Annotated in this window: 20 protein-coding genes; 10 read left to right on the forward strand and 10 right to left on the reverse strand. The window is 75.7% G+C overall.

Annotation, left to right across the window (positions count from 1 at the left end; all coding sequences use genetic code 11):
- Window positions 1–241 precede the first annotated feature (241 nt).
- The 3 genes from ACLQ2V_RS27885 to ACLQ2V_RS27895 form a co-directional block, all read right to left on the reverse strand.
- Window positions 242–1,024, reverse strand: coding sequence for a hypothetical protein (locus tag ACLQ2V_RS27885; RefSeq protein ID WP_425721646.1), 783 nt, complete (start codon window positions 1,022–1,024; stop codon window positions 242–244).
- Window positions 1,025–1,370: 346 nt separating this feature from the next.
- On the reverse strand, window positions 1,371–2,000 hold the full coding sequence (locus tag ACLQ2V_RS27890; protein WP_425721648.1) for an MBL fold metallo-hydrolase: 630 nt from the start codon (window positions 1,998–2,000) through the stop codon (window positions 1,371–1,373).
- Window positions 2,000–3,085 carry an S-(hydroxymethyl)mycothiol dehydrogenase gene (locus ACLQ2V_RS27895; RefSeq protein WP_425721650.1) on the reverse strand — a complete coding sequence of 362 codons (1,086 nt, stop codon included), beginning with the start codon at window positions 3,083–3,085 and terminating at the stop codon, window positions 2,000–2,002. Before ACLQ2V_RS27895 ends, ACLQ2V_RS27890 begins: the two co-directional genes overlap by 1 nt.
- A gap of 246 nt (window positions 3,086–3,331) precedes the next feature.
- Between ACLQ2V_RS27895 and ACLQ2V_RS27900 the strand changes: the two genes are divergently transcribed.
- The gene (locus ACLQ2V_RS27900; RefSeq protein WP_425721652.1) at window positions 3,332–4,786 is read left to right on the forward strand and encodes a cryptochrome/photolyase family protein; all 1,455 of its coding nucleotides are present in this window, start codon (window positions 3,332–3,334) and stop codon (window positions 4,784–4,786) included.
- 24 nt (window positions 4,787–4,810) lie between these two features.
- Here ACLQ2V_RS27900 and ACLQ2V_RS27905 read toward each other — a convergent pair whose 3' ends face one another.
- Window positions 4,811–5,677: an alpha/beta fold hydrolase gene (locus ACLQ2V_RS27905; RefSeq protein WP_425721654.1), complete on the reverse strand. Its 867-nt coding sequence runs from the start codon at window positions 5,675–5,677 to the stop codon at window positions 4,811–4,813.
- Window positions 5,674–7,272 (reverse strand): flavin-containing monooxygenase, encoded by a 1,599-nt coding sequence (locus ACLQ2V_RS27910; protein WP_425721656.1) that lies wholly within the window; start codon window positions 7,270–7,272, stop codon window positions 5,674–5,676. Before ACLQ2V_RS27910 ends, ACLQ2V_RS27905 begins: the two co-directional genes overlap by 4 nt.
- A gap of 150 nt (window positions 7,273–7,422) precedes the next feature.
- On the opposite strand from ACLQ2V_RS27910, the gene ACLQ2V_RS27915 reads away from it, so the two are divergent.
- The 4 genes from ACLQ2V_RS27915 to ACLQ2V_RS27930 all read left to right on the forward strand — a co-directional run bounded on the left by ACLQ2V_RS27915 (window position 7,423) and on the right by ACLQ2V_RS27930 (window position 10,776).
- Window positions 7,423–8,232: an SDR family oxidoreductase gene (locus ACLQ2V_RS27915; RefSeq protein WP_425721658.1), complete on the forward strand. Its 810-nt coding sequence runs from the start codon at window positions 7,423–7,425 to the stop codon at window positions 8,230–8,232.
- A 92-nt stretch (window positions 8,233–8,324) separates the two neighbouring features.
- Window positions 8,325–9,263, forward strand: a complete 939-nt coding sequence (locus tag ACLQ2V_RS27920) for a pentapeptide repeat-containing protein (RefSeq protein WP_425721660.1) — start codon at window positions 8,325–8,327, stop codon at window positions 9,261–9,263.
- Between the two features lie 113 nt (window positions 9,264–9,376).
- Window positions 9,377–9,607 (forward strand): hypothetical protein, encoded by a 231-nt coding sequence (locus ACLQ2V_RS27925; protein ID WP_425721662.1) that lies wholly within the window; start codon window positions 9,377–9,379, stop codon window positions 9,605–9,607.
- Between the two features lie 242 nt (window positions 9,608–9,849).
- Complete coding sequence (locus tag ACLQ2V_RS27930) at window positions 9,850–10,776, forward strand: amidase family protein (protein ID WP_425721664.1); 927 nt, start codon at window positions 9,850–9,852, stop codon at window positions 10,774–10,776.
- Window positions 10,777–10,796: 20 nt separating this feature from the next.
- Here the strand turns inward: ACLQ2V_RS27930 and ACLQ2V_RS27935 are convergent, their stop codons facing one another.
- The 3 genes from ACLQ2V_RS27935 to rnhA all read right to left on the reverse strand — a co-directional run bounded on the left by ACLQ2V_RS27935 (window position 10,797) and on the right by rnhA (window position 12,806).
- Window positions 10,797–11,006, reverse strand: coding sequence for a ferredoxin (locus ACLQ2V_RS27935; protein ID WP_425721666.1), 210 nt, complete (start codon window positions 11,004–11,006; stop codon window positions 10,797–10,799).
- Window positions 11,003–12,226, reverse strand: coding sequence for a cytochrome P450 (locus ACLQ2V_RS27940; protein ID WP_425721668.1), 1,224 nt, complete (start codon window positions 12,224–12,226; stop codon window positions 11,003–11,005). Before ACLQ2V_RS27940 ends, ACLQ2V_RS27935 begins: the two co-directional genes overlap by 4 nt.
- 106 nt (window positions 12,227–12,332) lie before the next feature.
- On the reverse strand, window positions 12,333–12,806 hold the full coding sequence (rnhA, locus tag ACLQ2V_RS27945) for a ribonuclease HI (RefSeq protein WP_425721670.1): 474 nt from the start codon (window positions 12,804–12,806) through the stop codon (window positions 12,333–12,335).
- Between the two features lie 110 nt (window positions 12,807–12,916).
- On the opposite strand from rnhA, the gene ACLQ2V_RS27950 reads away from it, so the two are divergent.
- Window positions 12,917–14,026: a serine hydrolase domain-containing protein gene (locus ACLQ2V_RS27950; RefSeq protein WP_425721672.1), complete on the forward strand. Its 1,110-nt coding sequence runs from the start codon at window positions 12,917–12,919 to the stop codon at window positions 14,024–14,026.
- A gap of 18 nt (window positions 14,027–14,044) precedes the next feature.
- Here ACLQ2V_RS27950 and ACLQ2V_RS27955 read toward each other — a convergent pair whose 3' ends face one another.
- Window positions 14,045–15,238 (reverse strand): lycopene cyclase family protein, encoded by a 1,194-nt coding sequence (locus ACLQ2V_RS27955; RefSeq protein ID WP_425721674.1) that lies wholly within the window; start codon window positions 15,236–15,238, stop codon window positions 14,045–14,047.
- A 103-nt stretch (window positions 15,239–15,341) separates the two neighbouring features.
- Window positions 15,342–16,238, reverse strand: coding sequence for an aldo/keto reductase (locus ACLQ2V_RS27960; RefSeq protein WP_425721676.1), 897 nt, complete (start codon window positions 16,236–16,238; stop codon window positions 15,342–15,344).
- Window positions 16,239–16,323: 85 nt separating this feature from the next.
- Here ACLQ2V_RS27960 and ACLQ2V_RS27965 point away from each other — a divergent pair, with 85 nt between their 5' ends.
- The 4 genes from ACLQ2V_RS27965 to ACLQ2V_RS27980 all read left to right on the forward strand — a co-directional run bounded on the left by ACLQ2V_RS27965 (window position 16,324) and on the right by ACLQ2V_RS27980 (window position 19,806).
- Window positions 16,324–17,151: a class I SAM-dependent methyltransferase gene (locus ACLQ2V_RS27965; RefSeq protein WP_425721678.1), complete on the forward strand. Its 828-nt coding sequence runs from the start codon at window positions 16,324–16,326 to the stop codon at window positions 17,149–17,151.
- Window positions 17,152–17,384: 233 nt separating this feature from the next.
- Window positions 17,385–17,864 (forward strand): hypothetical protein, encoded by a 480-nt coding sequence (locus tag ACLQ2V_RS27970; RefSeq protein ID WP_425721680.1) that lies wholly within the window; start codon window positions 17,385–17,387, stop codon window positions 17,862–17,864.
- Window positions 17,865–17,947: 83 nt separating this feature from the next.
- Entirely contained in the window at window positions 17,948–18,622 is a 675-nt protein-coding gene (locus tag ACLQ2V_RS27975; protein ID WP_425721682.1) for a class F sortase, read from the forward strand.
- Between the two features lie 74 nt (window positions 18,623–18,696).
- Window positions 18,697–19,806, forward strand: coding sequence for a magnesium and cobalt transport protein CorA (locus ACLQ2V_RS27980; protein ID WP_425721684.1), 1,110 nt, complete (start codon window positions 18,697–18,699; stop codon window positions 19,804–19,806).
- The last annotated feature ends 559 nt before the right edge of the window (window positions 19,807–20,365 follow it).

Here is a 20,365-nt window from a genome sequence, read left to right on the forward strand (position 1 = left end):
CCTGCTCGATCGGCCCTGCTGGATCGTCCGCCATGTGTAACCACCCCGGGCCGGCCGGTGTTCCGCCCCCACGATGCCGGCCGTCACACCCACCGGCGAGGTGCCTTGAGACGGGACGCCGCACGCGGCTGCGCACCTCGGGGCGCATGGTTCGCGAAACGCTGACCCCAGGCCGTGGGCGAAACGGCTCCCGGCAGGCCTCGTGCGGGGGCCGGCCGGGAGACGTTTCAAACCGGAGCCGTCACCACAGGCGCTGGACGACGTCCGCGGCCTGCTCCTCCCACTGGGCGTACGCATACGGGTACGCCGACACCTGGACAGTCTGCGCGGCGGCGGTCAGCGGCAGGTCGTCCCAGCCGCCCACGTTCTTCAGCGCCTCGAAGAACGCCTTCGAGGCGTACTCGGGGTCGGTGATCTCGTCGGGCGAGCCCCAACCCGACGACGGGCGCTGCTGGAACAGCCCCTGCGAATCGTGGTCGTTGTACGCCCCCAGGTGGCCGAGGTTGTACAGCTTCGACTCCTGCAGCGAGGTGGCGACACCGATCACCGCCCCGCGCTCCCCGACGCCGGTCTCCTTGGCCGCCTCGACGATTTCCCTGGCGTTGGCCAGTTGCGCGCCGTCGAGGGGGACGCGCGACTGTGCGCCCTCGATGCCGTGCGGGATCAGCGCCTCCCGCCGTGGCTTCCCGGCCGTCGTGTCCTTCTCGGTGGTCGTGTCCTGCGCGGCCGTGGCGTCGGCCACTGGCGTGGCGTCGGCAGTCGCGCCGGTCGGCGCCGCCGGGTCGACGGCGGTGTTCGCGCGAGTCTTGCCGGTGGCCAGGCCGATGGCGGCCACGGCACCGGCGTGCGGGGTGCTGCCGGTGGCCGGGGCCGCGCCGACCGTGGGGCCGAAGGCCAGGCCGCCGAGGGCGGCGACGCCCGCGATGCTCAGGACGGTCCTGCGTTGGGGGGTCTTGATGACGGCCGGAATCCGGTCGGTGGCCTTCGCGATGACCGGGAGCCATCGAGTGAAGTCGACCTTCACGATGGTTGCCCTTTCGATCGTGGCGGCGCGCTCCGGGTTGAGCGCCCCTCGGGAGAACCGCGCCGGATCGGGTTTGCCGGCGGACGGTACGGGGGATCCAACCAAGCCTGCCTGTCCGGCATTCCGGACATGCGCCGGGCGGCGTCGAGCTGCGACCCGGCTCACGCCGGCAGACCGGACGACGTGCCCCGGAGCGGGGCGATCCCGGCCGACGGATCCACGCCCACGGCCAGCGCCGTGCCGGCCGAGCCCGCACGACGCGGGCGCGCCGGCACGACGCCCATGGGGGCGGACGGCACGACGCCCCCGACCGGTGGGAGGCCGGGCGGGGGCGCACGGGGGCCGGTCAGTGGCCCCGGGCGATCCACTCATCGAGGTGCGGGGCCTCCGCGCCGATCGTGGTGCTGTCACCGTGCCCGGTGTACGCGACCGTCTCCGGCGGCAGCGTCAGCAGCCGGGTACGGATCGAGGCGATGATCGTGCCGAAGTCGCTGTACGAGCGGCCGGTGGCGCCCGGACCGCCGGCGAAGAGGGTGTCGCCGGTGAAGACGGCCCCGAGCTGCGGGGCGTACAGGCTGCATGCGCCGGGGCTGTGGCCGGGGGTGTGCAGCACCCGCAGGGCGGTGCCGGCCACCTCGATCGTGGCGTCGTCGCGCAGGTCACCGTCGGGGGGCGTGTCGGGGTGGACCAGGTCCCACAGCGGCCGGTCGTCGGGGTGCAGCAGCACCGGCGCGCCGGTGGCCCGGGACAGCTGCGGGGCCACCCGTACGTGGTCGTCGTGGGCGTGGGTGGCCAGGATCGCCACCACCCGGCGCCGCCCGACGACCCGCAGGATGGCCTCGACGTCGTGCGGGGCGTCGAGGACGACGCACTCGGTGTCGTCGCCGACCACCCAGACGTTGTTGTCGACGTCGAAGGTCTGCCCGTCCAGGGAGAAGGTGCCGGAGGTGACGGCGTGGTCGACGCGGGCGCTCATCAGAAGACCACCACCGAGCGCAGCACGTCGCCGTGGTGCATCCGGGCGAACGCCTCCTCGACCTGGTCCAGGGCGATCTCCTCGGTGACGAAGGCGTCCAGGTCCAGCCGGCCCTGCAGGTACAGCTCGGTGAGCATCGGGAAGTCGCGGCTGGGCAGGCAGTCGCCGTACCAGCTGGACTTCAGTGCGCCACCGCGGCCGAAGACGTCGGGCAGCGGCACCTCGACGGTCATGCCGGGGGTCGGCACCCCCACCAGCACGACCGTGCCGGCGAGGTCGCGGGCGTAGAACGCCTGCTTCCAGGTCTCCGGCCGGCCCACGGCGTCGATGACGACGTCGGCGCCGAACCCCTCGGTGGCGGCGCGGATGGCCTCGACCGGGTCGTCGGTGGAGGCGTCGACCGTGTGGGTGGCGCCGAACCGGCGCGCCAGGTCGAGCTTGCGGGCGTCGGTGTCCACCGCGATGATCGTCGTCGCCCCGGCCAGGGCCGCGCCGGCCACGGCCGCGTCGCCGACCCCACCGCAGCCGATGACGGCCACGGAGTCGCCACGGGTGACCCCGCCGGTGTTCATCGCCGCGCCGAGGCCGGCCATCACTCCGCAGCCGAGCAGGCCGACGGCGGCGGGCCGGGCCGCCGGGTTCACCTTGGTGCACTGTCCGGCGTGGACCAGGGTCTTCTCGGCGAACGCCCCGATGCCCAGCGCCGGGGACAACTCGGTGCCGTCGGCGAGGGTCATCTTCCGCGCCGCGTTGTGGGTGGCGAAGCAGTACCACGGCCGGCCCCGCCGGCAGGCTCGGCAGACCCCGCAGACGGCCCGCCAGTTGAGAACCACGAAGTCACCGGGTGCGACGCCGGTGACGCCCTCGCCGACCTGCTCGACGATGCCGGCCGCCTCGTGGCCCAGCAGGAACGGGTACTCGTCGTTGATGCCGCCCTCGCGGTAGTGCAGGTCGGTGTGGCAGACCCCGCAGGCCTGGACGCGGACCACCGCCTCGCCGGGCCCCGGGTCGGGCACCACGATGGTGGTGACCTCGACCGGCGCGCCCTTGCGCCGTGCAATGACTCCCCGGACTTGCTGGCTCACGATCTCCTCCTGCTCCCTGCTGTCGGTGTCGCCGTCACCGCTTGCCACGGCCGACGACGACGCGTTCGCCGCCGCCCGGAAGCCGCGTCGATCGCTTGCGGCGAAACTACCGCCCATTGCCGCCGCCCAGCGGGGCAACGTACGCCGTTTAGCACAGCCGGGGCCGGTGCGGGCTGTGGCGTGCGCCACCTTTGGGACACGCCGGGGGTGTCTGCAACACTCCGGCTGACTAGGCAGAATCGACGCATGTCTTCCCGCCGGTGGCTGCTCGCTGATCAACTCGGGCCGCACTTCCTCGACGACGAGGAGCAGCCCGTGCTGCTCGTGGAGGCCCGGGAGGTCTTCCGGCGGCGTCCGATGCACCGGCAGAAGGCCCATCTCGTGCTCTCCGCGCTGCGCCACCGCGCCGCCGAGCTGGGCGACCGGGCGCTGCTGGTGCGGGCCGGGACGTTCCGGGAGGCCCTCGCCCGTGTCGACGAGCCGGTCGAGGTCTGCCACCCGCCGTCGCGGGCCGGGCTGGCCTTCGCCCGCTCGGTGCCCGGGTTGACGATCCTGCCGCCCCGGGGCTTCCTGACCAGCCGGGACGCCTTCACCGCCTGGGCGGACGCGCCCCGGCGGGGCTCGCTGCGGGTGGGTGACTTCTACCGGTGGGCCCGCCGCGAACACGGGGTGCTGGAGGGGCCGCCGGGGCGGGTGCCGCGCCGGCCCCGACGCTCCGACGGCGCCGACGGGGCGGTCGCCCCCGCTCCCCCACCCATCGTGGAGGACGAGATCGACGCGCAGGTCCGCGCCGAGTTGGACCGGTGGGAGCGGGAGGGGATGCGCTTCGTCGGCCGCGACGCCCCGCGCCGGTACCCGGCCACCCACGCCGAGGCCGACGCCCGGCTGCGGCACTTCGTCCGGCACCGGCTGCCCGACCACGGCCGGTACCAGGAGGTGATGAGCTCCGCCGATCCGCTGCTGGCGCACAGCGTGCTGTCGTCGTCGTTCAACCTGGGGCTGCTCGACCCGGCGGTGGCGCTGCGGGCGGCCGAGGACGCCTGGCGTGACGGCACGGCGTCGCTGTCGGCGGTGGAGCCGTTCATCCGTGGCCTGCTGGGCTGGCGTGAGTTCCTCTGGCAGCTGTACTGGTACTTCGAGCCGGAGTTCCGGGGCGCGAACTGGCTGGCCGCGACCGAGCCGCTGCCCGACTGGTTCGTCGGCCTGAACGCCGACGCGGTGGAGGCGCGCTGCCTGGCCGACGTGCTGGGTGGGGTGCGGGACCGGGCCTGGGCGCACCACGCCCAGCGGCTGCTGGTGCTGGGCAACTACGCCCTGCAGCGCGGCTGGCGTCCCGCCGAGTTGGCGCAGTGGTTCAAGGGGTGTTTCGTCGACGGCGCCGACTGGGTGATGAACGCGACGGTGATCGGCATGAGCCAGTACGCCGACCTGGGCCGCATCGACACCCGACCGTACGCGGTGGACGGCCGGTACATCGACGAGCTCAGCGACTACTGCGGTGGCTGCCGGTACCAGCCGGATGTCGTGCTCGGCGACCTGGCCTGCCCGTACACCGGGGGTTTCGACGCCTTTCTGCACCGCAACCAGGTGCGGCTGGCCGGTGATCTCCGGTTGGTCGCCGAGTTGGCCGAGCGCGACGACCCGCAGCTACGCGAGGCGGTGCTGGCGCAGGAGGAGAAGCGCGGGTCCGGCCCGCCCTGACGCTTCCCCTCCCCGGCCCGCCCGTCAGCCGCGCGCGGGCGGGGCGGCCCAGAAGTCGGTGACCAGGTGGTGGAACTGCGCCGCCCGTTCGACCTGCGGCAGGTGGCCGGTGTCGGGGAACAGGTGGGTGCGGGCGCGGGGCAGCCGGGCGCGGGCGGCGTCGAGGTGGGCGGCGGGCAGGATCCGGTCGCGGTCGCCCCAGACCACCAGGAGCGGCACGTCGAGGCGGGCGACGGCGTCGAGCAGTTCCGCGCGCCACCCGGGGGCGACGCCCCGCACCGTGCCGAGGCTGCCGACGAGTTCCAGCATCACCCGGGCGGCGTGCGGGCGGCGGGCCGCCGCGAGGGCGGTGTCGAGGCGGGCGGCGGTGACGTGGCGGGCGTCGTGGAAGAGGGCGCGTTCGGTGTGCCGGGCCACGGCCCGGCTCGGGCGCAGCAGCAGCCTGCCCAGCGGGCGCAGCGCCAGCAGCCGCAGCGCGATCGTCACCTCCGCGCCGAAGCCGGCGCTGTTGGCGAGGACCAGGCTGGCCACCCGGCTCGGCTCGTCGACGGCCAGCCGCATCGCGACCGCCCCGCCGAGGGAGTTGCCGACCAGGTGGGCGGGGCGGTCCACGCCGAGGGCGTCGAGGCTCTCGGCGGTGGCGCGGGCCAGCGCCGCCAGGGTGTGCGGCTCGTCCAGCGGGGCCGACCCGCCGTGCCCGGCCAGGTCGAGGCTGACCACCCGGTGGTCGCGGGCCAGCAGGTCGTGCAGCTCGGCGAAGTCGGCGAGGGTGCGGCCGATGCCGTGCAGCAGCACCACCGGCGGGCCCTGGCCGGCCACCCGGCAGCGCACGGCCCGCCCCCGCACGGTCACGGTGCCGGGGTCCCCCGCCCGGTCGGGCGGCGTGCTCACGCCGGGTCCTCGGGCGTCGGCGGCGTTGCGGAGCGCGCCGGGGCGGCCACCGCGGCCCCGGGCGCCGGGGTGGGGGCCGCGCCGGTCGCGCCGATCCCGGCGGTGCCGCGGGTCCCGCCGGTGCCGGTCGCGCCGCCGGTGCCGGCGCGGGAGAAGCGCACCCCGGCGTCGGTCAGCCGGCCGTGCCGCATCAACAGCACGTCGCGGGCGTAGTTCTGGTGCAGCCGCCACGGGGCCGCCGAGCCCTGCTTGGGCAGCGCGTCGAGGCTGCGCAGCACGTACCCGGAGCGCAGGTCGATCAGCGGCACCAGTGGGCCGGCCTCCGGCGGCAGCGGGGTGACGACCTGGTCGCCGGTGGCGTCGAGGTGACGCAGCAGCCGGCAGACGTAGGCGGCGACGAGGTCGGCCTTGAGCGTCCAGGAGGCGTTGGTGTAGCCGACGGTCAGCGCGAAGTTCGGCACCCCGGAGAGCATCATGCCCTTGTAGGCCACCGTGCGGGCCAGGTCGACGGGGGCGCCGTCGACGGTGAGCGTCATGCCACCGAGCATCAGCAGGTTGAGCCCGGTGGCGGTGACCACCACGTCGGCGGGCAGCTCCGCGCCGGAGGCGACCCGCACGCCGGTGGCGGTGAAGGTGTCGATCCGGTCGGTCACCACCGAGGCCCGGCCGGCGGCGACGGCGGCGAAGAGGTCACCGTCGGGGGCCACGCAGAGCCGCTGGTCCCACGGGTCGTAGCGGGGGGAGAAGTGCCGGTCGACGTCGTACCCGGCCGGCAGGCGGCGCTTGGCCACCCGCCGCAGCACCCCCTTGACCAGCTTCGGCGCACGCCGGCTGAGCTGGAACGTCACGGTGTTGAACAGCACGTTCTTCCACCGCACCACCGGGTACGCGACCCGGGCGGGCAGCCGGGCGCGCAGGGCGTCGGCGAGCCGGTCGCGCGAGGGCAGCGGGAAGACGTACGTCGGTGAGCGTTGCAGCATGGTGACGTGCGCGGCCCGCTCGGCGAGGGCGGGCACCAGGGTCACGGCGGTCGCGCCGCTGCCGATCACCACCACCCGCTGGCCGGTGTGGTCGAGGTCGGCGGGCCAGTGCTGCGGGTGCACCAGCCGCCCGGTGAACTTCTCGACGCCGGGCAGGTCCGGGGTGTAGCCGGCGTCGTAGCGGTAGTAGCCGGCGCAGGTGAACAGGAACCCGCAGGTGAGGGTGACGTCCTCGCCGGTGTCGTCGCGGTGGGCGCGCACCGTCCAGCGGGCCGTCGCGCTGTCCCACTGCGCGGCCAGCACCCGGTGGTGCAGGCGCAGGTGCTCGGTGACGCCGTACTCGCGGGCGGTGGCCTGGACGTAGTCGCGGATGGAGTCGCCGTCGGCGATGGACTTCGGGCCCGGCCACGGCTTGAACGAGTACCCCAGGGTGAACATGTCCGAGTCGGAGCGGATGCCGGGGTAGCGGAACAGATCCCAGGTGCCGCCGATCGCCCCCCGCGCCTCCAGCACCGCGTACGTCTTGTCGGGGCAGGTGCGGCGCAGGTGGCAGGCCGCGCCGACGCCGGAGAGGCCGGCGCCGACGATCAGCACGTCGACGTGCTCGCTGCCCATGACGCGTCTCCTCCTCGCGAGGTGGTGGACCCGACGATATCCATCCCGGTCGAGGTCGGCCAGGTCGGGGCCGGCTGACGCCCGACCCCGGCGTGGTCGTTTCGCCACCGGCGACGGTTGGGCCCTCGCGGCGGGGGTAGTGGGGGCGACATGCCTCAGCGTTACGACGACTACCCCAGAATCGCGATCATCACCGGCGCCGACTCCGGCATCGGCAAGGCGTGCGCGGTGGCGCTCGCCGAGGCCGGCTTCGACATCGGCATCACCTGGTACGGCGACGCCGACGGCGCCCGCCGCACCGCCGAGGAGGTACGCGGCACCGGCCGCCGCTGCGAGACCGCCGAGCTGGACCTGACCCGGCTGCCCGACGCGGCGGCCGTGGTCGACGAGCTGGCCGACCGGCTCGGCGGGGTCGGCGTGCTGGTCAACAACGCCGGCACCGGCGCGTCCACGCCGTTCGTCGACACCAGCTGGCAGCAGTGGCGGGAGGTGCTCTCGGTGGACCTCGACGGGCCGTTCCTGTGCTCGCAGCGGGCCGCGCGGCGGATGCGGGCCGCCGGCGCGGGCGGGCGGATCGTCAACATCACCAGCGTCCACGAGCACGCACCCCGGGTCGGCTCGTCGGCGTACTGCGCGGCCAAGGGCGGGCTGGGCCTGCTGACCCGGGTGATGGCGCAGGAGTTGGCCGCCGACGGGATCACCGTCAACGCGGTCGCGCCGGGCGAGATCTCCACCCCGATGACCGGGCAGGAGGACGTCGACCCGACCACCGAGGAACGGCCCGGGGTGCCGGTGGGCCGGCCCGGGGACGCCCGGGAGATCGCCGCGGTGGTGGCGCTGCTGGCCTCCCCCGCCGCCGCGTACGTCACCGGGGCGTCCTGGCCGGTGGACGGCGGGATGCTGCTGATGGGGCCGCAGGCCGGCTCGCACCTGACCTCGGACGACTGGCGGCGCGGCTGACCCGCCCGTCGGCCCCCCGGCGAGCGGGCCGGGGGTCGGCGGCGCGACAATGGGGGTGTCCGGCCCCCCAGCGGTCAAGGAGAACGCTCCGCGTGTCCGCAGCGACCCCGCCCGCCCCGCCGCCCGCCGCCGGCGGTGACCTGCGGGCGGACTGTTCCCGGTGCTTCGGGCTGTGCTGCGTCGCCCCCGCCTTCGCCGCCTCGGCGGACTTCGCCGTCGACAAGCCCGCCGGGCGGCCCTGCCCGAACCTGGGCGGTGACTTCCGCTGCGGCATCCACGCCGACCTGCGGGCGAAGGGCTTCCCGGGGTGCACCGTCTTCGACTGCTTCGGCGCCGGCCAGCAGGTCGCCCAGGTCACCTTCGGCGGCCGGGACTGGCGGGCGGCCCCGCAGAGCGCGGGGCCGATGTTCGAGGCGTTCGCCGTCATGCGTCCGCTGCACGAACTGCTGTGGTACCTGACCGAGGCGATCGCCCTCACCCCGCCCGGTCCGCTGCGCGAGGAGCTGGTCGCCGCGCTGGCGCGGACCCGCCGACTCACCGCGGGCGACCCGGCGCAGTTGCTCGACCTGGACGTCGGCGCGCACCGGGACCGGGTGAACCCGCTGCTGTCGCGGGCCGGCGACCTGGCCCGGGGCGAGCGGGCCGGGGCCGATCACCGGGGGGCGGCGCTGATCGGCGTCGACCTGCGCCGCGCCGACCTGCGCGGCGCGAACCTGCGCGGGGCCGTCCTGCTCGGCGCGGACCTGCGCGACACCGACCTCACCCTCGCCGACGTCACCGGCGCGGACCTGCGCGGGGCGGACCTGCGCGGGGCCGACCTGCGGCGGGCGTTGTTCCTGCACGGGTCGCAGGTCGACGCGGCCCGGGGCGATCACCGCACCGCGCTGCCGGCGGCGCTCGCCCGGCCGACGCACTGGTCCCTGCCCGTCACGCCGGTGCGCGCGGCCGGTGCGCCGCGCGGCGGTGACCGGCGCGGCGGCGCAACGCCACGCGCCGCCGGGGCGACCGGCCGTGGCCGGCGGCGGCGGTGACGCGCCCGCGCCGGTCGGTGGTGGCCGGCGGTGGGCGGCGTCGGCGGTGGGCGGTGACGCGCCCGCACCGGCGGGCACGTTTGCCGGCGGCGCAGGCGGGCAGGAAGTGCGCCATGACCAGTGAGGAACGCTTCGACCGAGCCAGCACCGACGAGCCCGACGGCACGACCGCCTTCGAGGCGTCCCTGCGACCGCCGGGAGAGTCGCTGCACACCACCGACGACACCGGCGACGACTTCGCCGACCTGCCGGCGGAGAACGCCCAGCCGGCCCGGGAGACCAGCCGCGCCGGCTACGACGTCGACGACGTCTCCGGCACCACCGACCCCTCCCGGGAGTCCTGACCGGCCGGCCGCCGAGGAGCGCACCGCCCGCCGGGCCCGGCGGGCGGGGGGCCGTCGAGCTCGCCGCGCTGGTCAACACCGGCCAGCTGTGCCCCGTCGACGTCGTCGAGGCGACCCTGGCCGGCATCGACGCCGCCGACGCCGACCTGCGGGCCTTCCGCGAGACCTGGCCGCAGCGGGCCCGGCACGCGGCGCGCGAGCTGGAGCGCACCCTGCCCGCCGGCCCGCTGCCGCTGGCCGGCGTGCCGCTGGGCGTCAAGGCCGGCGAGGGCGTCGACTCCACCCAGGTGCGGCGGCTGGTCGCCGCCGGGTGCATCCCGATCGGCGCCACCGCCGTGCCGCGCGGCACGCCCTGGCAGACCTGGGGCCACACCGACCGGGGCCCCACCACCAACCCCTGGCGCGCCGACCGCACCCCGGGCGGCTCCTCGGCCGGCTCGGCGGCCGCCGTCGCCGCCGGCCTGGTCCCCCTGGCCACCGGCACCGACGGCGCCGGATCGATCCGCATTCCCGCCGCCTGGTGCGGCATCGTCGGCGTCAAGGTCACCAACGGTCGGTTGCCGGCCCGCGACGCCGCCGGGCTCAACGCCCCGGGCCCGCTGGCCCGCACGAGCGCCGACGCCGCCGCGTACCTCGACGTGCTGCTCGGCACCCGCCTGGCCGACCACCCGCAGCCCGGCGGGCCGCTCCGGGCGGCCTGGTCGGCCACGCTCGGCTACGCCGAGGTCGACCCGGCCGTCGCCGGGCCCGCCCGCGCCGCCGCCGACCGGCTCGCCGCCGCCGGCGTCATCCGCTGGGTGGCCCACGACCTGGCCCTCGCCGACCCCGCCCCGGCCTGGCGGGCCCTGCGCGCCGGGCCCGGCGACCGGGCCGCCGCCGAGACCCTGCGGGCCGGCAACGACCGCCGCCTGGCCCGGCTCTTCGCCGCCGCGGACGTGCTGCTCACCCCCACCACCGGCGACCCGGCGCACGGCCACGCCGGCCCCGGCGAACGGATGAGCGTGGCGCTGACCTGGGCGTTCAACCTCAGCGGGCACCCGGCCGCCAGCGTCCCCGCCGGGTTCGCCCCCGACGGCACCCCGGTCGGCCTGCAACTCGTCGCCCGCCACCACCACGAACACCTGCTGGTGCGGGTGATCAAAGGCTCCACGGCACTCAGCAGCGCCTGACGGGCCTCGGCCCGCTCACCTCAGGTCAGGGCGATGGCGGCGGCGGGGCAGCGGTCGGCGGCACGGCGCACCCCGTCGGCCGCCTCCGGGGCGGGCTCGGGCCGCAGCAGCACCACCAGCCCGTCGGCGTCGTCCTGGTCGAAGACCTCCGGGGCGGCGAGGACGCAGTTGCCCGCACCGCAGCAGCGCTCCCGGTCCACCTGCACGCGCACCGGCCGCCCCGCGGTCACCAGGTCACCGGCAGGCTGTCGAGGCCGAACACGGTCGACGTGTCGCGGGTGGCTGCCTGCTGGGGCGTCGTCGTGGTGCGCAGGCCGGGGAAGCGGCGGGCCAACTCGACCAGGGCGATGCGCAGCTCGGCGCGGGCCAGCGGCTGCCCGATGCACTGGTGCACCCCGAAGCCGAACGCCAGGTGCTGGTGGGCCTGCTGGTAGGGGTCGAACTCGTCGGCGGCGTCGAAGACCGCCGGGTCCCGGTTGGCCAGCGACAGCACGGCGATCACCCCCTCCCCCGCCCGGATCAGCCGGCCGCCGATCTCGACGTCGGTCACGGCGAGGCGGGGCAGGCCGCTGCGGACCACGCTGAGGTAGCGCAGCAGCTCCTCGACCACGTCGGGGGCCCGGTCCGGGTGCTCCCGCAGCACGTCGAGGCCCCCCGGTCGGCGCAGCAGCAGCAGGACGCTCAGGCCGATCATGTTGGCGGTGGTCTCGTGGCCGGCGATGAGCAGCAGCAGGGCCATGCCGACCAGCTCGTCGACGGTGAGCTGCCCGGTGGTGACCCGGTCGCGGACCAGGCGGCTGATCAGGTCGGCGGAGTCGTCCGCGGCGGCCTGCCGGGCGACGACCAGCTCCCGCAGGTAGGACCGCAGTTCGTCGACGTCGGCGCGCAGCCGCTGCGGCGGCGCGGTGCGGTCGAGCAGGGTGCGGCTGCGGGCCTGGAAGAACGCGTGGTCGGCGTAGGGGACGCCGAGCAGGTGGCAGATCACCATCGACGGCACCGGCAGGGCGAACGTCTCGACCAGGTCGGCGGGCGGGCCGGCGGCGGCCAGGTCGTCGAGCGCCTCGTCGACGGTGCGCCGGATCAGCGGCTCGATGCGCCGCACGTTCTTGATCATGAATTCGGCGGTGAGCATCCGGCGCAGCCGAATGTGCTCGTCGCCGTCCATCCGGATGAAGCCGCCTTGCCGGTCGGCACCGGACCGGGGCGGCAGCGGGCGCAGCAGCGGGAAGCCCGATCGGTCGGCATCGGCGCTGAGGCCGGGGTGGCGCAGCGCCTCGCGCACGTCGGCGTGCCGGGTGACCAGCCAGGCGGTGCCGCCGGTGGGCAGCCGCACCCGGGCCACCGGCTGGTCGAGACGATCACGCTCGGCGGGGTCGAGCAGCGCGAACGGGCCGTGGCGCGGCGGGGTCGGCGGCCAACAGGGCAGGTCGGTAGCGGCGGTCGCGGTCACGCGGGACACCTCCCGTGACAACTATCGGTAACAACACCAATGCAGCACGTTACCCATTGGCGCGTATCGACACAAGGGCCCCCAACGTCGGCAATTCGCCGGCCGCCTACCGGCCGGCGGCCACCGCCCGCGCCTCGGTCATCCCCCGGTTGGCCAGGGCGTCGGCCCGCTCGTTCTCGGGGTGACCGTTGTGCCCCTTCACCCACAGCCAGGTGACCCGGTGCCGGGCGCAGGCGGCCTCCAGCCGCTGCCACAGGTCGGCGTTCTTCACCGGCTGCTTCGCCGAGGTCTGCCAGCCGTTGCGCTTCCAGCCGGCCAGCCACTGCGTGATGCCGTTGCGCACGTACGTGCTGTCGGTGTGCACCTCCACGGTGACCGGCCGGTTCAGGCTCTCCAACGCCCGGATGGCGCCCATCAGCTCCATCCGGTTGTTGGTCGTCGGCGTCGCCTCACCCCCGCACAGCTCCCGCTCGTGGGCGCCGTAGCGCAGCAGCGCCCCCCAGCCGCCCGGCCCCGGGTTGCCGCTGCACGCCCCGTCGGTCCAGATCCGCACGATCGTGTCGGTCGCCGCGTCCACCATGCCCGGAAACCTACCGGGTACGCCCCGCACCACCGTCGACACCGCCGCCGCCGGCCGCCCGGTGGAAAACCGCTACGCCCCGCCGCGCCCCTGTGACAGGCTGGCCCACCGTGACCGAAAGCTACGACGGCCTGCGGGCCGAGGTGCGCCACGCCCTCGACGTGCTCGTCACCTCCGGGCGGGAGGCGGGGGTGCAGGTGGCCGCGTACCTGCACGGTGAGCGGATCGTCGAGGAACAGGCCGGCGTCGCCGACAGCGCCACCGGCCGGCCGATGACCGCCGACACCCCCGGGTACGCCGTCTCCACCGGAAAGGGCCTGACCACCACGGTCGTGCACGTGCTCGCCGAGCGGGGGGAACTCGACTACGACCTGCGCGTCGCCGACGTGTGGCCCGAGTTCGCCCGCCACGGCAAGGACCGGATCACGCTGCGCCACGCGCTGACCCACACGGCGGGCCTGCCGGCGTTGCCGCCCGACGTCACCGTCGACGACTTCGCCGACTGGGACCGGATGTGCGCGATCGTCGCCGACAGCGCGCCGCTGTGGGCCCCCGGCGAACGCCTCGCCTACCACGCGTGGACGTTCGGCTGGATCGTCGGCGAGACGGTCCGGCGGGTCACCGGCCGCCGGGTCGGCGAGGTCCTCGCCACGGACGTGGCCGCGCCGCTGGGCGTGACCGGGGAACTGTTCCTCGGCGTGCCCGAGGCCGACCAGGCCCGGCTGGCCCGGATGGAGGACGGCAACCTCTCGGCGATGCTGGCGGCGGTCGCCGGCCAACTGCCGCACCTGGACCGGGTCGCGCCGCCGGGGGCCCGCCCGGACGGCGGCCTCGCCGCCCGCCCGCACGTGCTCGCCGTGGACGTGCCCGCCGTCGGCACCCTCACCGCCCGCGCCGCCGCCCGGATGTACGCGGCGCTGATCGGCGAGGTCGACGGCGTACGGCTGATCTCGCCGCACCGGCTGCGGGCGGTGGCCGGGGTGGCGGTGCGCGGCCCGGAGTGGGTCTTCGGCCAGGAGGCGGCCTGGGGGCTCGGCTACGCCGTGGACGACGACGGGTCGTTCGGCGCCGCCGGCAGCGGCGGCAGCCTCGCCTTCGCGTACCCACGGCTGGGGCTGGCCGTGGCGGCGACGCGCAACCGGCTCGCGGTCGGCGACGGCGACCCGTTGCAGCGGCTGCGCGTGCTGATCCGCGACGCGGTCGCCGCCCGCGTCGGCTGAGGCGGCGACGGGGGCGGTTCAGCCGGCACGGCGGGGCAGCCGGGCGCGCAGCCGGCCGGCGGCGTCGCCGAGCACGGCGGAGGTCATCGGCAGCAGCGGGCTGGACCGCATCACCGCCAGGTCCTCCGCCGGTGAGGTGTCGCCGTCGAGGAACCGCAGCACCCGGGACGCCGGGTTGCGGTCGAAGAGCCGGTCGAAGAACTCCGGGCCGCCGACCCGCCCGCCGTCCAGGGCACGCAGCGCGACCGCGTCCATCCACAGGTGCCGTCGGGGGTACGCGGGCGCGGGCACCGGCGGCCGGCCGGCGGCCAGCGCGGCGGCCACCTGCTCGGCCTGGCGTCTCATCGCCGAGAAGGTGAACCCGGTCGAGGGGCGGGTCGCCCCGCCGGCCGTGCCGAGGCGCACCACCCGGGGCGAGGGGCGGCGCGGGAACGGGGCGTCGGTCATCGGGATCACCCCGTCCTCGACCTCCCGCACCGTCAGCGCCCCCGGGTCCAGGCCGAGCCGGTCGAGGTAGCCGCGCAGCCCGGCGTCGTACCCGGCGTCGGTGAGCAGGGCCGGGGAGAACTCCGTGTACTCCACCAGCGCGTACCGGTCGCTGACCGGCAGCACGTAGCCGAAGGAGACACCCCGGTCGGGCTGCGGGGTGCGGAAGTCCATCAGCACCGCCCGGCCCGGGTCGAACACCGGCGCGGCGGACTCCACCCACCAACCCCGGAAGTGCTGCAACCAGGACGTACGCCCCGGTCGGGCCGGCGGTCGGGGGCGGGAGTCGAGCACCCAGGACGCCCGCGCCACCGGGGCCCCGTCGGCGTCGCGCAGCAGCACCCGCGCGCCGTCGTCGTCCAGGGCGGCCACCGCCGCGTCGATCCGGGTCACCCCGAGGCGCTCCTCGGCCCGCTCGGCGCGGGCGTAGACCGGGGCGGAGCGCAGCATCGCGTACCGCAGCGGGGTCAGCTCGAGCACCCGGCGCCGCGCCGGCGTGCTCACCTCGACCCGGTCCCAGCTGGCGCTCAGCAGCGGATCCAGGTCGCCGCCGGGGCGGCCCCAGAACGCCCAGGTGCGGTCCTGGCCGCGCTTGCGCACCGGGTCGAGCACGGCGATGCGCAGCCCGCGCACCCCGTGGCGGTCCAGGGCGGCCAGCACCAGGGAGCCGGCGCCACCGCCGCCGACCAGGGCGAGGTCGACGTCGACCGGCGGGTGATCGTTCACCCCGACACGCTGTCACACCGGCGGGCCGGGCGCGGCGGCGGCGGGGTGGCGCGGCGGCCGGGGGGTGGCGCGGCGGCCGGGGGGTGGCGCGGCGGCCGGGGGGTCAGCTGCCGCGCTGGTGCACGGCCTCCAGCCGGGCCAGGTCGTCGCCGGTGAGCCGCAGCGCCCCGGCGGCGACGTTGGCGGCCAGGTGCTCCGGGTTGCCGGTGCCGGGGATGGCCAGCACGTTCGGGCCCCGGTGCAACGCCCAGGCGATCCGCAGCACCGCGCTGGAGACCCCGTGGGCGGCGGCGACCGCCGCCACCTCCGGGTCCTCGACGCCGGTCGCGCCGGCCTCCCGGCCGCTGGTGGCGATGGAGAAGAACGGCACGTACGCCACGCCCTGGGCGGCGCAGTCGCGGATGAACTGGTCGTGCCCGGCCCGGTAGCCCAGACCGTAGGCGTTCTGCACGCAGACCACCGGGGCCACGGCCAACGCCTGCGGCAGGTGGTGCGGGCGCACGTTGGAGATGCCGAGCTGCCGGATCAGGCCCGCGTCGCGCAGCTCGGCGAGCGCGCCCAGGTGCTCGGCGATCGACTCCAGGCCGGCCTGGCGCAGGTTGACCAGGTCGAGGTGGTCGCGGCCGAGCTGGCGCAGGTTCTCCTCCACCTGGCCGCGCAGCTGGTCGGGGCGGGCCAGCGGCAACCACTGCCCCGACGGGTCCTTGCCGGGCCCGACCTTGGTCGCGATGACCAGGTCGTCGGGGTACGGGGCCAGCGCGGTGTTGATCAGCTCGTTGGCCGAGCGCAGCGGCGAGAAGTAGAACGCGGCCGTGTCGATGTGGTTGACGCCCAGCTCCACCGCCCGGCGCAGCACCCCGATCGCCCGGTCCCGGTCCATGGGCCGGCCGTCGGCGCCGGCGGTGAGCCGCATCGCGCCGAAGCCGAGGCGGTTGACGGTCAGGTCACCCAACGTCCAGGTGCCCGAGGCGTGCGCGGTGACGGTCCCCGTTTTTTCCATGATCCAATTCTGGCACGGGCGGGACCGCCGCCGTGGCCCGCGAAATCACGTTGAGCGCCGGCACCGGCGGTGGGATCGTCTGGCCGTGACCGACTACCGAAGCGTCAACCGGGCCCACTGGGACGAGCGCGCCCCCGCCCACGCCGCGTCGCCGGACTACGACGTCGACCGGCTCCTCGCCGACCCGACGCGCCTGAGCGAGGTGGTCCGCTTCGACCGGCCCCGGCTGGGTGACCTCACCGGGCTGCGCGCGGTGCACCTGCAGTGCCACATCGGCACCGACACCCTGTCGCTGCACCGCCTGGGCGCCCGGATGACCGGGCTGGACTTCTCCCCCACCGCCCTGGCCGAGGCCCGCCGCCTCGCCGACCGCGCCGACGCCGCGATCGACTACGTCGAGGCCGACGTGTACGACGCGCCGACCGCCCTGGAGCCGGGCGGCTTCGACCTGGTCTACACGGGCATCGGGGCGCTGGGCTGGCTGCCGGACATCCGCCGCTGGGCGACGGTGGTCGCCGCGCTGCTGCGCCCCGGCGGGCGGCTGTTCCTGCGCGAGGGCCATCCGATGCTGTTCACGGTGGAGGACCCCCGCCCCGACGGGCTGGTCGTCCTGGAGCACCCGTACTTCGAGCGCCCCGAGCCGACGGTCTTCGAGTCCACGGGCACGTACGTGACGACCGACCGGACGTTCACCCACCACGCGACCCACGAGTGGAACCACGGCCTCGGCGAGGTCGTCACCGCCCTGCTGGACGCCGGGTTCGAGCTGACCATGCTCACCGAGCACGACAGCGCCCCGTGGGACGCCCTGCCGGGATACACCGAACGCGCCGGCCCCGGCGAGTGGCGGCTGGCCGACCGGTCCTGGCGGCTGCCGATGACGTACACCGTCCAGGCCCGGCTGCGCGACTGACCCGGGCTGCCCCGCCGCTGACCCGGACCGCCGGGGCGACTTGCGCCCGCAGCGACGTTTCCGCTGCTCTCCCGCCGCCTGCGGCGGACACGTGACGGCAACGAAGATTTCTCATTTTCACCGGATCGGGGGCCCAACCCTCCTAGTGTTGGGCACACCGGTGCTAGTCACGGAGTTGGCCACCCGAACGACGTCCCACGCAGTCAGCGGACGAAAAGTGAGGGAAGACGCGTATGAAGGCACAGTCAGTTCTCGGATCGGCGGCGCTCGGCGTGGGTCTCGGCACGCTCCTGCTCCCCGCCGCCGCGCTCGCGGACACCACGGTCTCACCGGCCACCACTCCCGTCGGCGGGACGGTCGTGCTCACCGCGACCTGCAACCCGAAGTCCGGCGACGCGATCTTCCGCGTCACCGGCCCCGACCGGGACCAGAACGTCCGCTCCACCACCGCCGCCGCCGGCGGCGGGCTCAGCGCGGAACTGTTCACCGCCGGGTTCACCCTCGGCACCTACACGGTCGCCGCGACCTGCGGCGACGGCTCCTCCTCGGGCAACGCGACGTTCACCGTCACCCCGATCGGCGCGGCACCGGCCGGCGCCGGCGCGACCGCCGACAACCGCGGCTACCTGGCCGCCGGCGGCACCCTCGTCGGGGCCGCCGCCACCGGCGCGCTGCTGCTGGTGCGCCGCCGCCGCGCGGGCGCCCACGCCTGAGCGCACCACCGTCCCTACCCGGGTGCCCGCGACGGCCCACGCCGCCACGGGCACCCGGCCCGTCCCGAGCAGGAGGAACGCGCGTGCCCACCGGCGACCGCCCCGCACCGCCGACCCGACGAAGGCACGTGCCCGGCCGCAGCGCCCGCCCCGCCGTGGCGCTGATCGCGCTCGCCGGGATCGCCGGGACCGCGCTGCTGGCCGTCGGGGCCACCCGCATCGCCCCGCGACCGCCCCGCCCGGCGGCGGGTGCCGTGACCGACCCGGCCACGGGCCGCAGCACCGTCCCCGCACCCCCACTGCCCCACGCCACCCCGCAGCACATCGCCATCCCCGCCATCGACGTCGCCGCCGACCTGGTGCCGGTCGCCGCCGGCCCCACCGGGGAACTGGAAGTCCCCCCGGCAGGGCCGCCGAGCGTCGCCGGCTGGTACCGCCTCGGGGTCAGCCCCGGCGAGGCCGGCAACGCCGTCGTCGTCGGCCACGTCGACTCCCGCGACAGCGGCCCGGCGGCCTTCTTCGCCCTCGGCCGGCTCCGGCCCGACGACCGCATCCGGGTCACCCGCGCCGACGCCCGCGTCGCCACCTTCGCCGTCGACGGCGTCGGGTCGTACCCGAAGACGGCCTTCCCCACCGCCCTGGTCTACGGCGCGGGCCCGGTCCCCCGACTGCGCCTGATCACCTGCGGCGGGCCCTTCGACGAGCGCACCCACTCCTACCTGGACAACGTCGTCGTCTACGCCACGCTCGTCGGCTGACCACCCGCCCCGACCCCACGCCGGCCGCGAGATCGCCTACGGTTGCCGTCATCCCGGCGAGGCGGAGGTGACCGGTGCAGCATCCCCCAGTGCGGGCCCGATGGGCTCGGCGGCTACCCGCCCTGTGGCGTCGCGCCTGGCACGGACCGGCCCACGCCGCCCCGCCCGCCGGGCCACGCGGCAACCCCGAGGCCGTGGTGGACTGCGCGGTCTACCTCGACGGGCGACGCCAACCCGGAACCCCGCACTACCCCGACGCGTACGCCCAGGCCCGCCGCAACCGGCGGGCGTTCGTCTGGTTGGGCCTGCACGACCCGGCCCCGGCGGTGATGGCCGCGGTGGGCCGCACCTTCGGCCTCGACGAGCACCACGTCGCCCAGGCCCTCACCGACGGCCACCGCCCCACCCTGCACCACGACGGCGACGTCACGCTGCTGGTGCTGCGCACCGCCGGCTACGTCGCGCACGACGAACTGACCGACACCTCCGAGGTGATCGACACCGGCGACGTGATGGTCTTCCTCGGCGACCGGTTCGTCGTCACCGTCCGGCACGGCGCGGCCGGCGCGCTCGCCCCGGTCCGCGAGAACATCCAGCGCCGCCGGGCGGTCCTGGCCGAAGGCCCCTGGGCCGTGGCGTACGCGGTCTGCGCCCGCATGGTCGAGCTGTACCTGGAGGTCGCCGGGCACGTCGAGACCGACCTGGAAGGGGTGGAGGAGACCGTCTTCGCCCGCGACCGCTCCGCCGACATCCAGCAGATCTACCAGCTCAAACGGGAGATCGTCGAGTTCAAGCGGGCGGTGCTGCCATTGCAGTCGCCGCTACGGGTGCTGCTGGGCCAGCACTCCGGCGGCCCACCGCCCGCCCTGCGCCGCTGGTTCGCCGACGTCGACAGCGACCTGGCGCGGGCCGTCGACCGGGTCAGCGGATACGACGACCTGCTCAACTCCGTCCTGCAGGCCCGACTGGCGCAACTGGCCGTCGACCAGAACAACGACCTGCGCAAGATCGCCTCCTGGGCCGCCATCGCCGCCACCCAGACCGCCGTCGCCGGCCTGTACGGGATGAACTTCGCCAACATGCCCGGACTGACCTGGCACTACGGCTACCCGGTGACACTGCTGGTGATGGCGGCCGCCGCCCTGGTCCTGTACCGCCTCTTCCGCCGCTCCGGCTGGCTCTGACTCTGGCAAGAGTCGCGGGGCCCGTCGCTCGCGATTCCGGATAGGCAGGATTTTCGGGGCGTCATCGGGCAAACCGGCGGTTTCTTGGGCCGGTCCGGTCGGCGGAATTCGGGCGGGGGCCGGGGCGTTGTACATGGTCCACCGGGCGCAAGCCGGCCTCGGGAAAGGGCCGGGAAGCCGCCCCCGTGGAATGCCCGCCCGGCCAGCACGGTTGCCTCCCCGGCGCAGCGCAGCACACCCGCCGAGCCGCCGAGGGAATGCCCGCTCAGCCCGGTCGGTTACACCTCCCCGAGACGACGTGCAGGCGGAGCCCGAGGGAATGCGGGTGCGGCCCGGTTGGTTACATCCCCGGGACCCCGCGCAGGCCGAGCCGCCGGAAGCCCCGCACCCCCTTGACTCGCGGCACACGTGCCCCCATACACGTCGTCCCGCCGCAGACCCCGCACATTCGCGCACGCCCTTGTGCAGTCGCGCCCCCCGTCGTGCAGTCGCGTATCCCCCGAGCAGAGGAGCACGCCGATCATGCGTACCGATCTGATCCGTAGGACCGCCCTGACCG

The sequence above is a fragment of the Micromonospora sp. DT233 genome (assembly GCF_049841815.1).
Lineage (GTDB): Bacteria > Actinomycetota > Actinomycetes > Mycobacteriales > Micromonosporaceae > Micromonospora.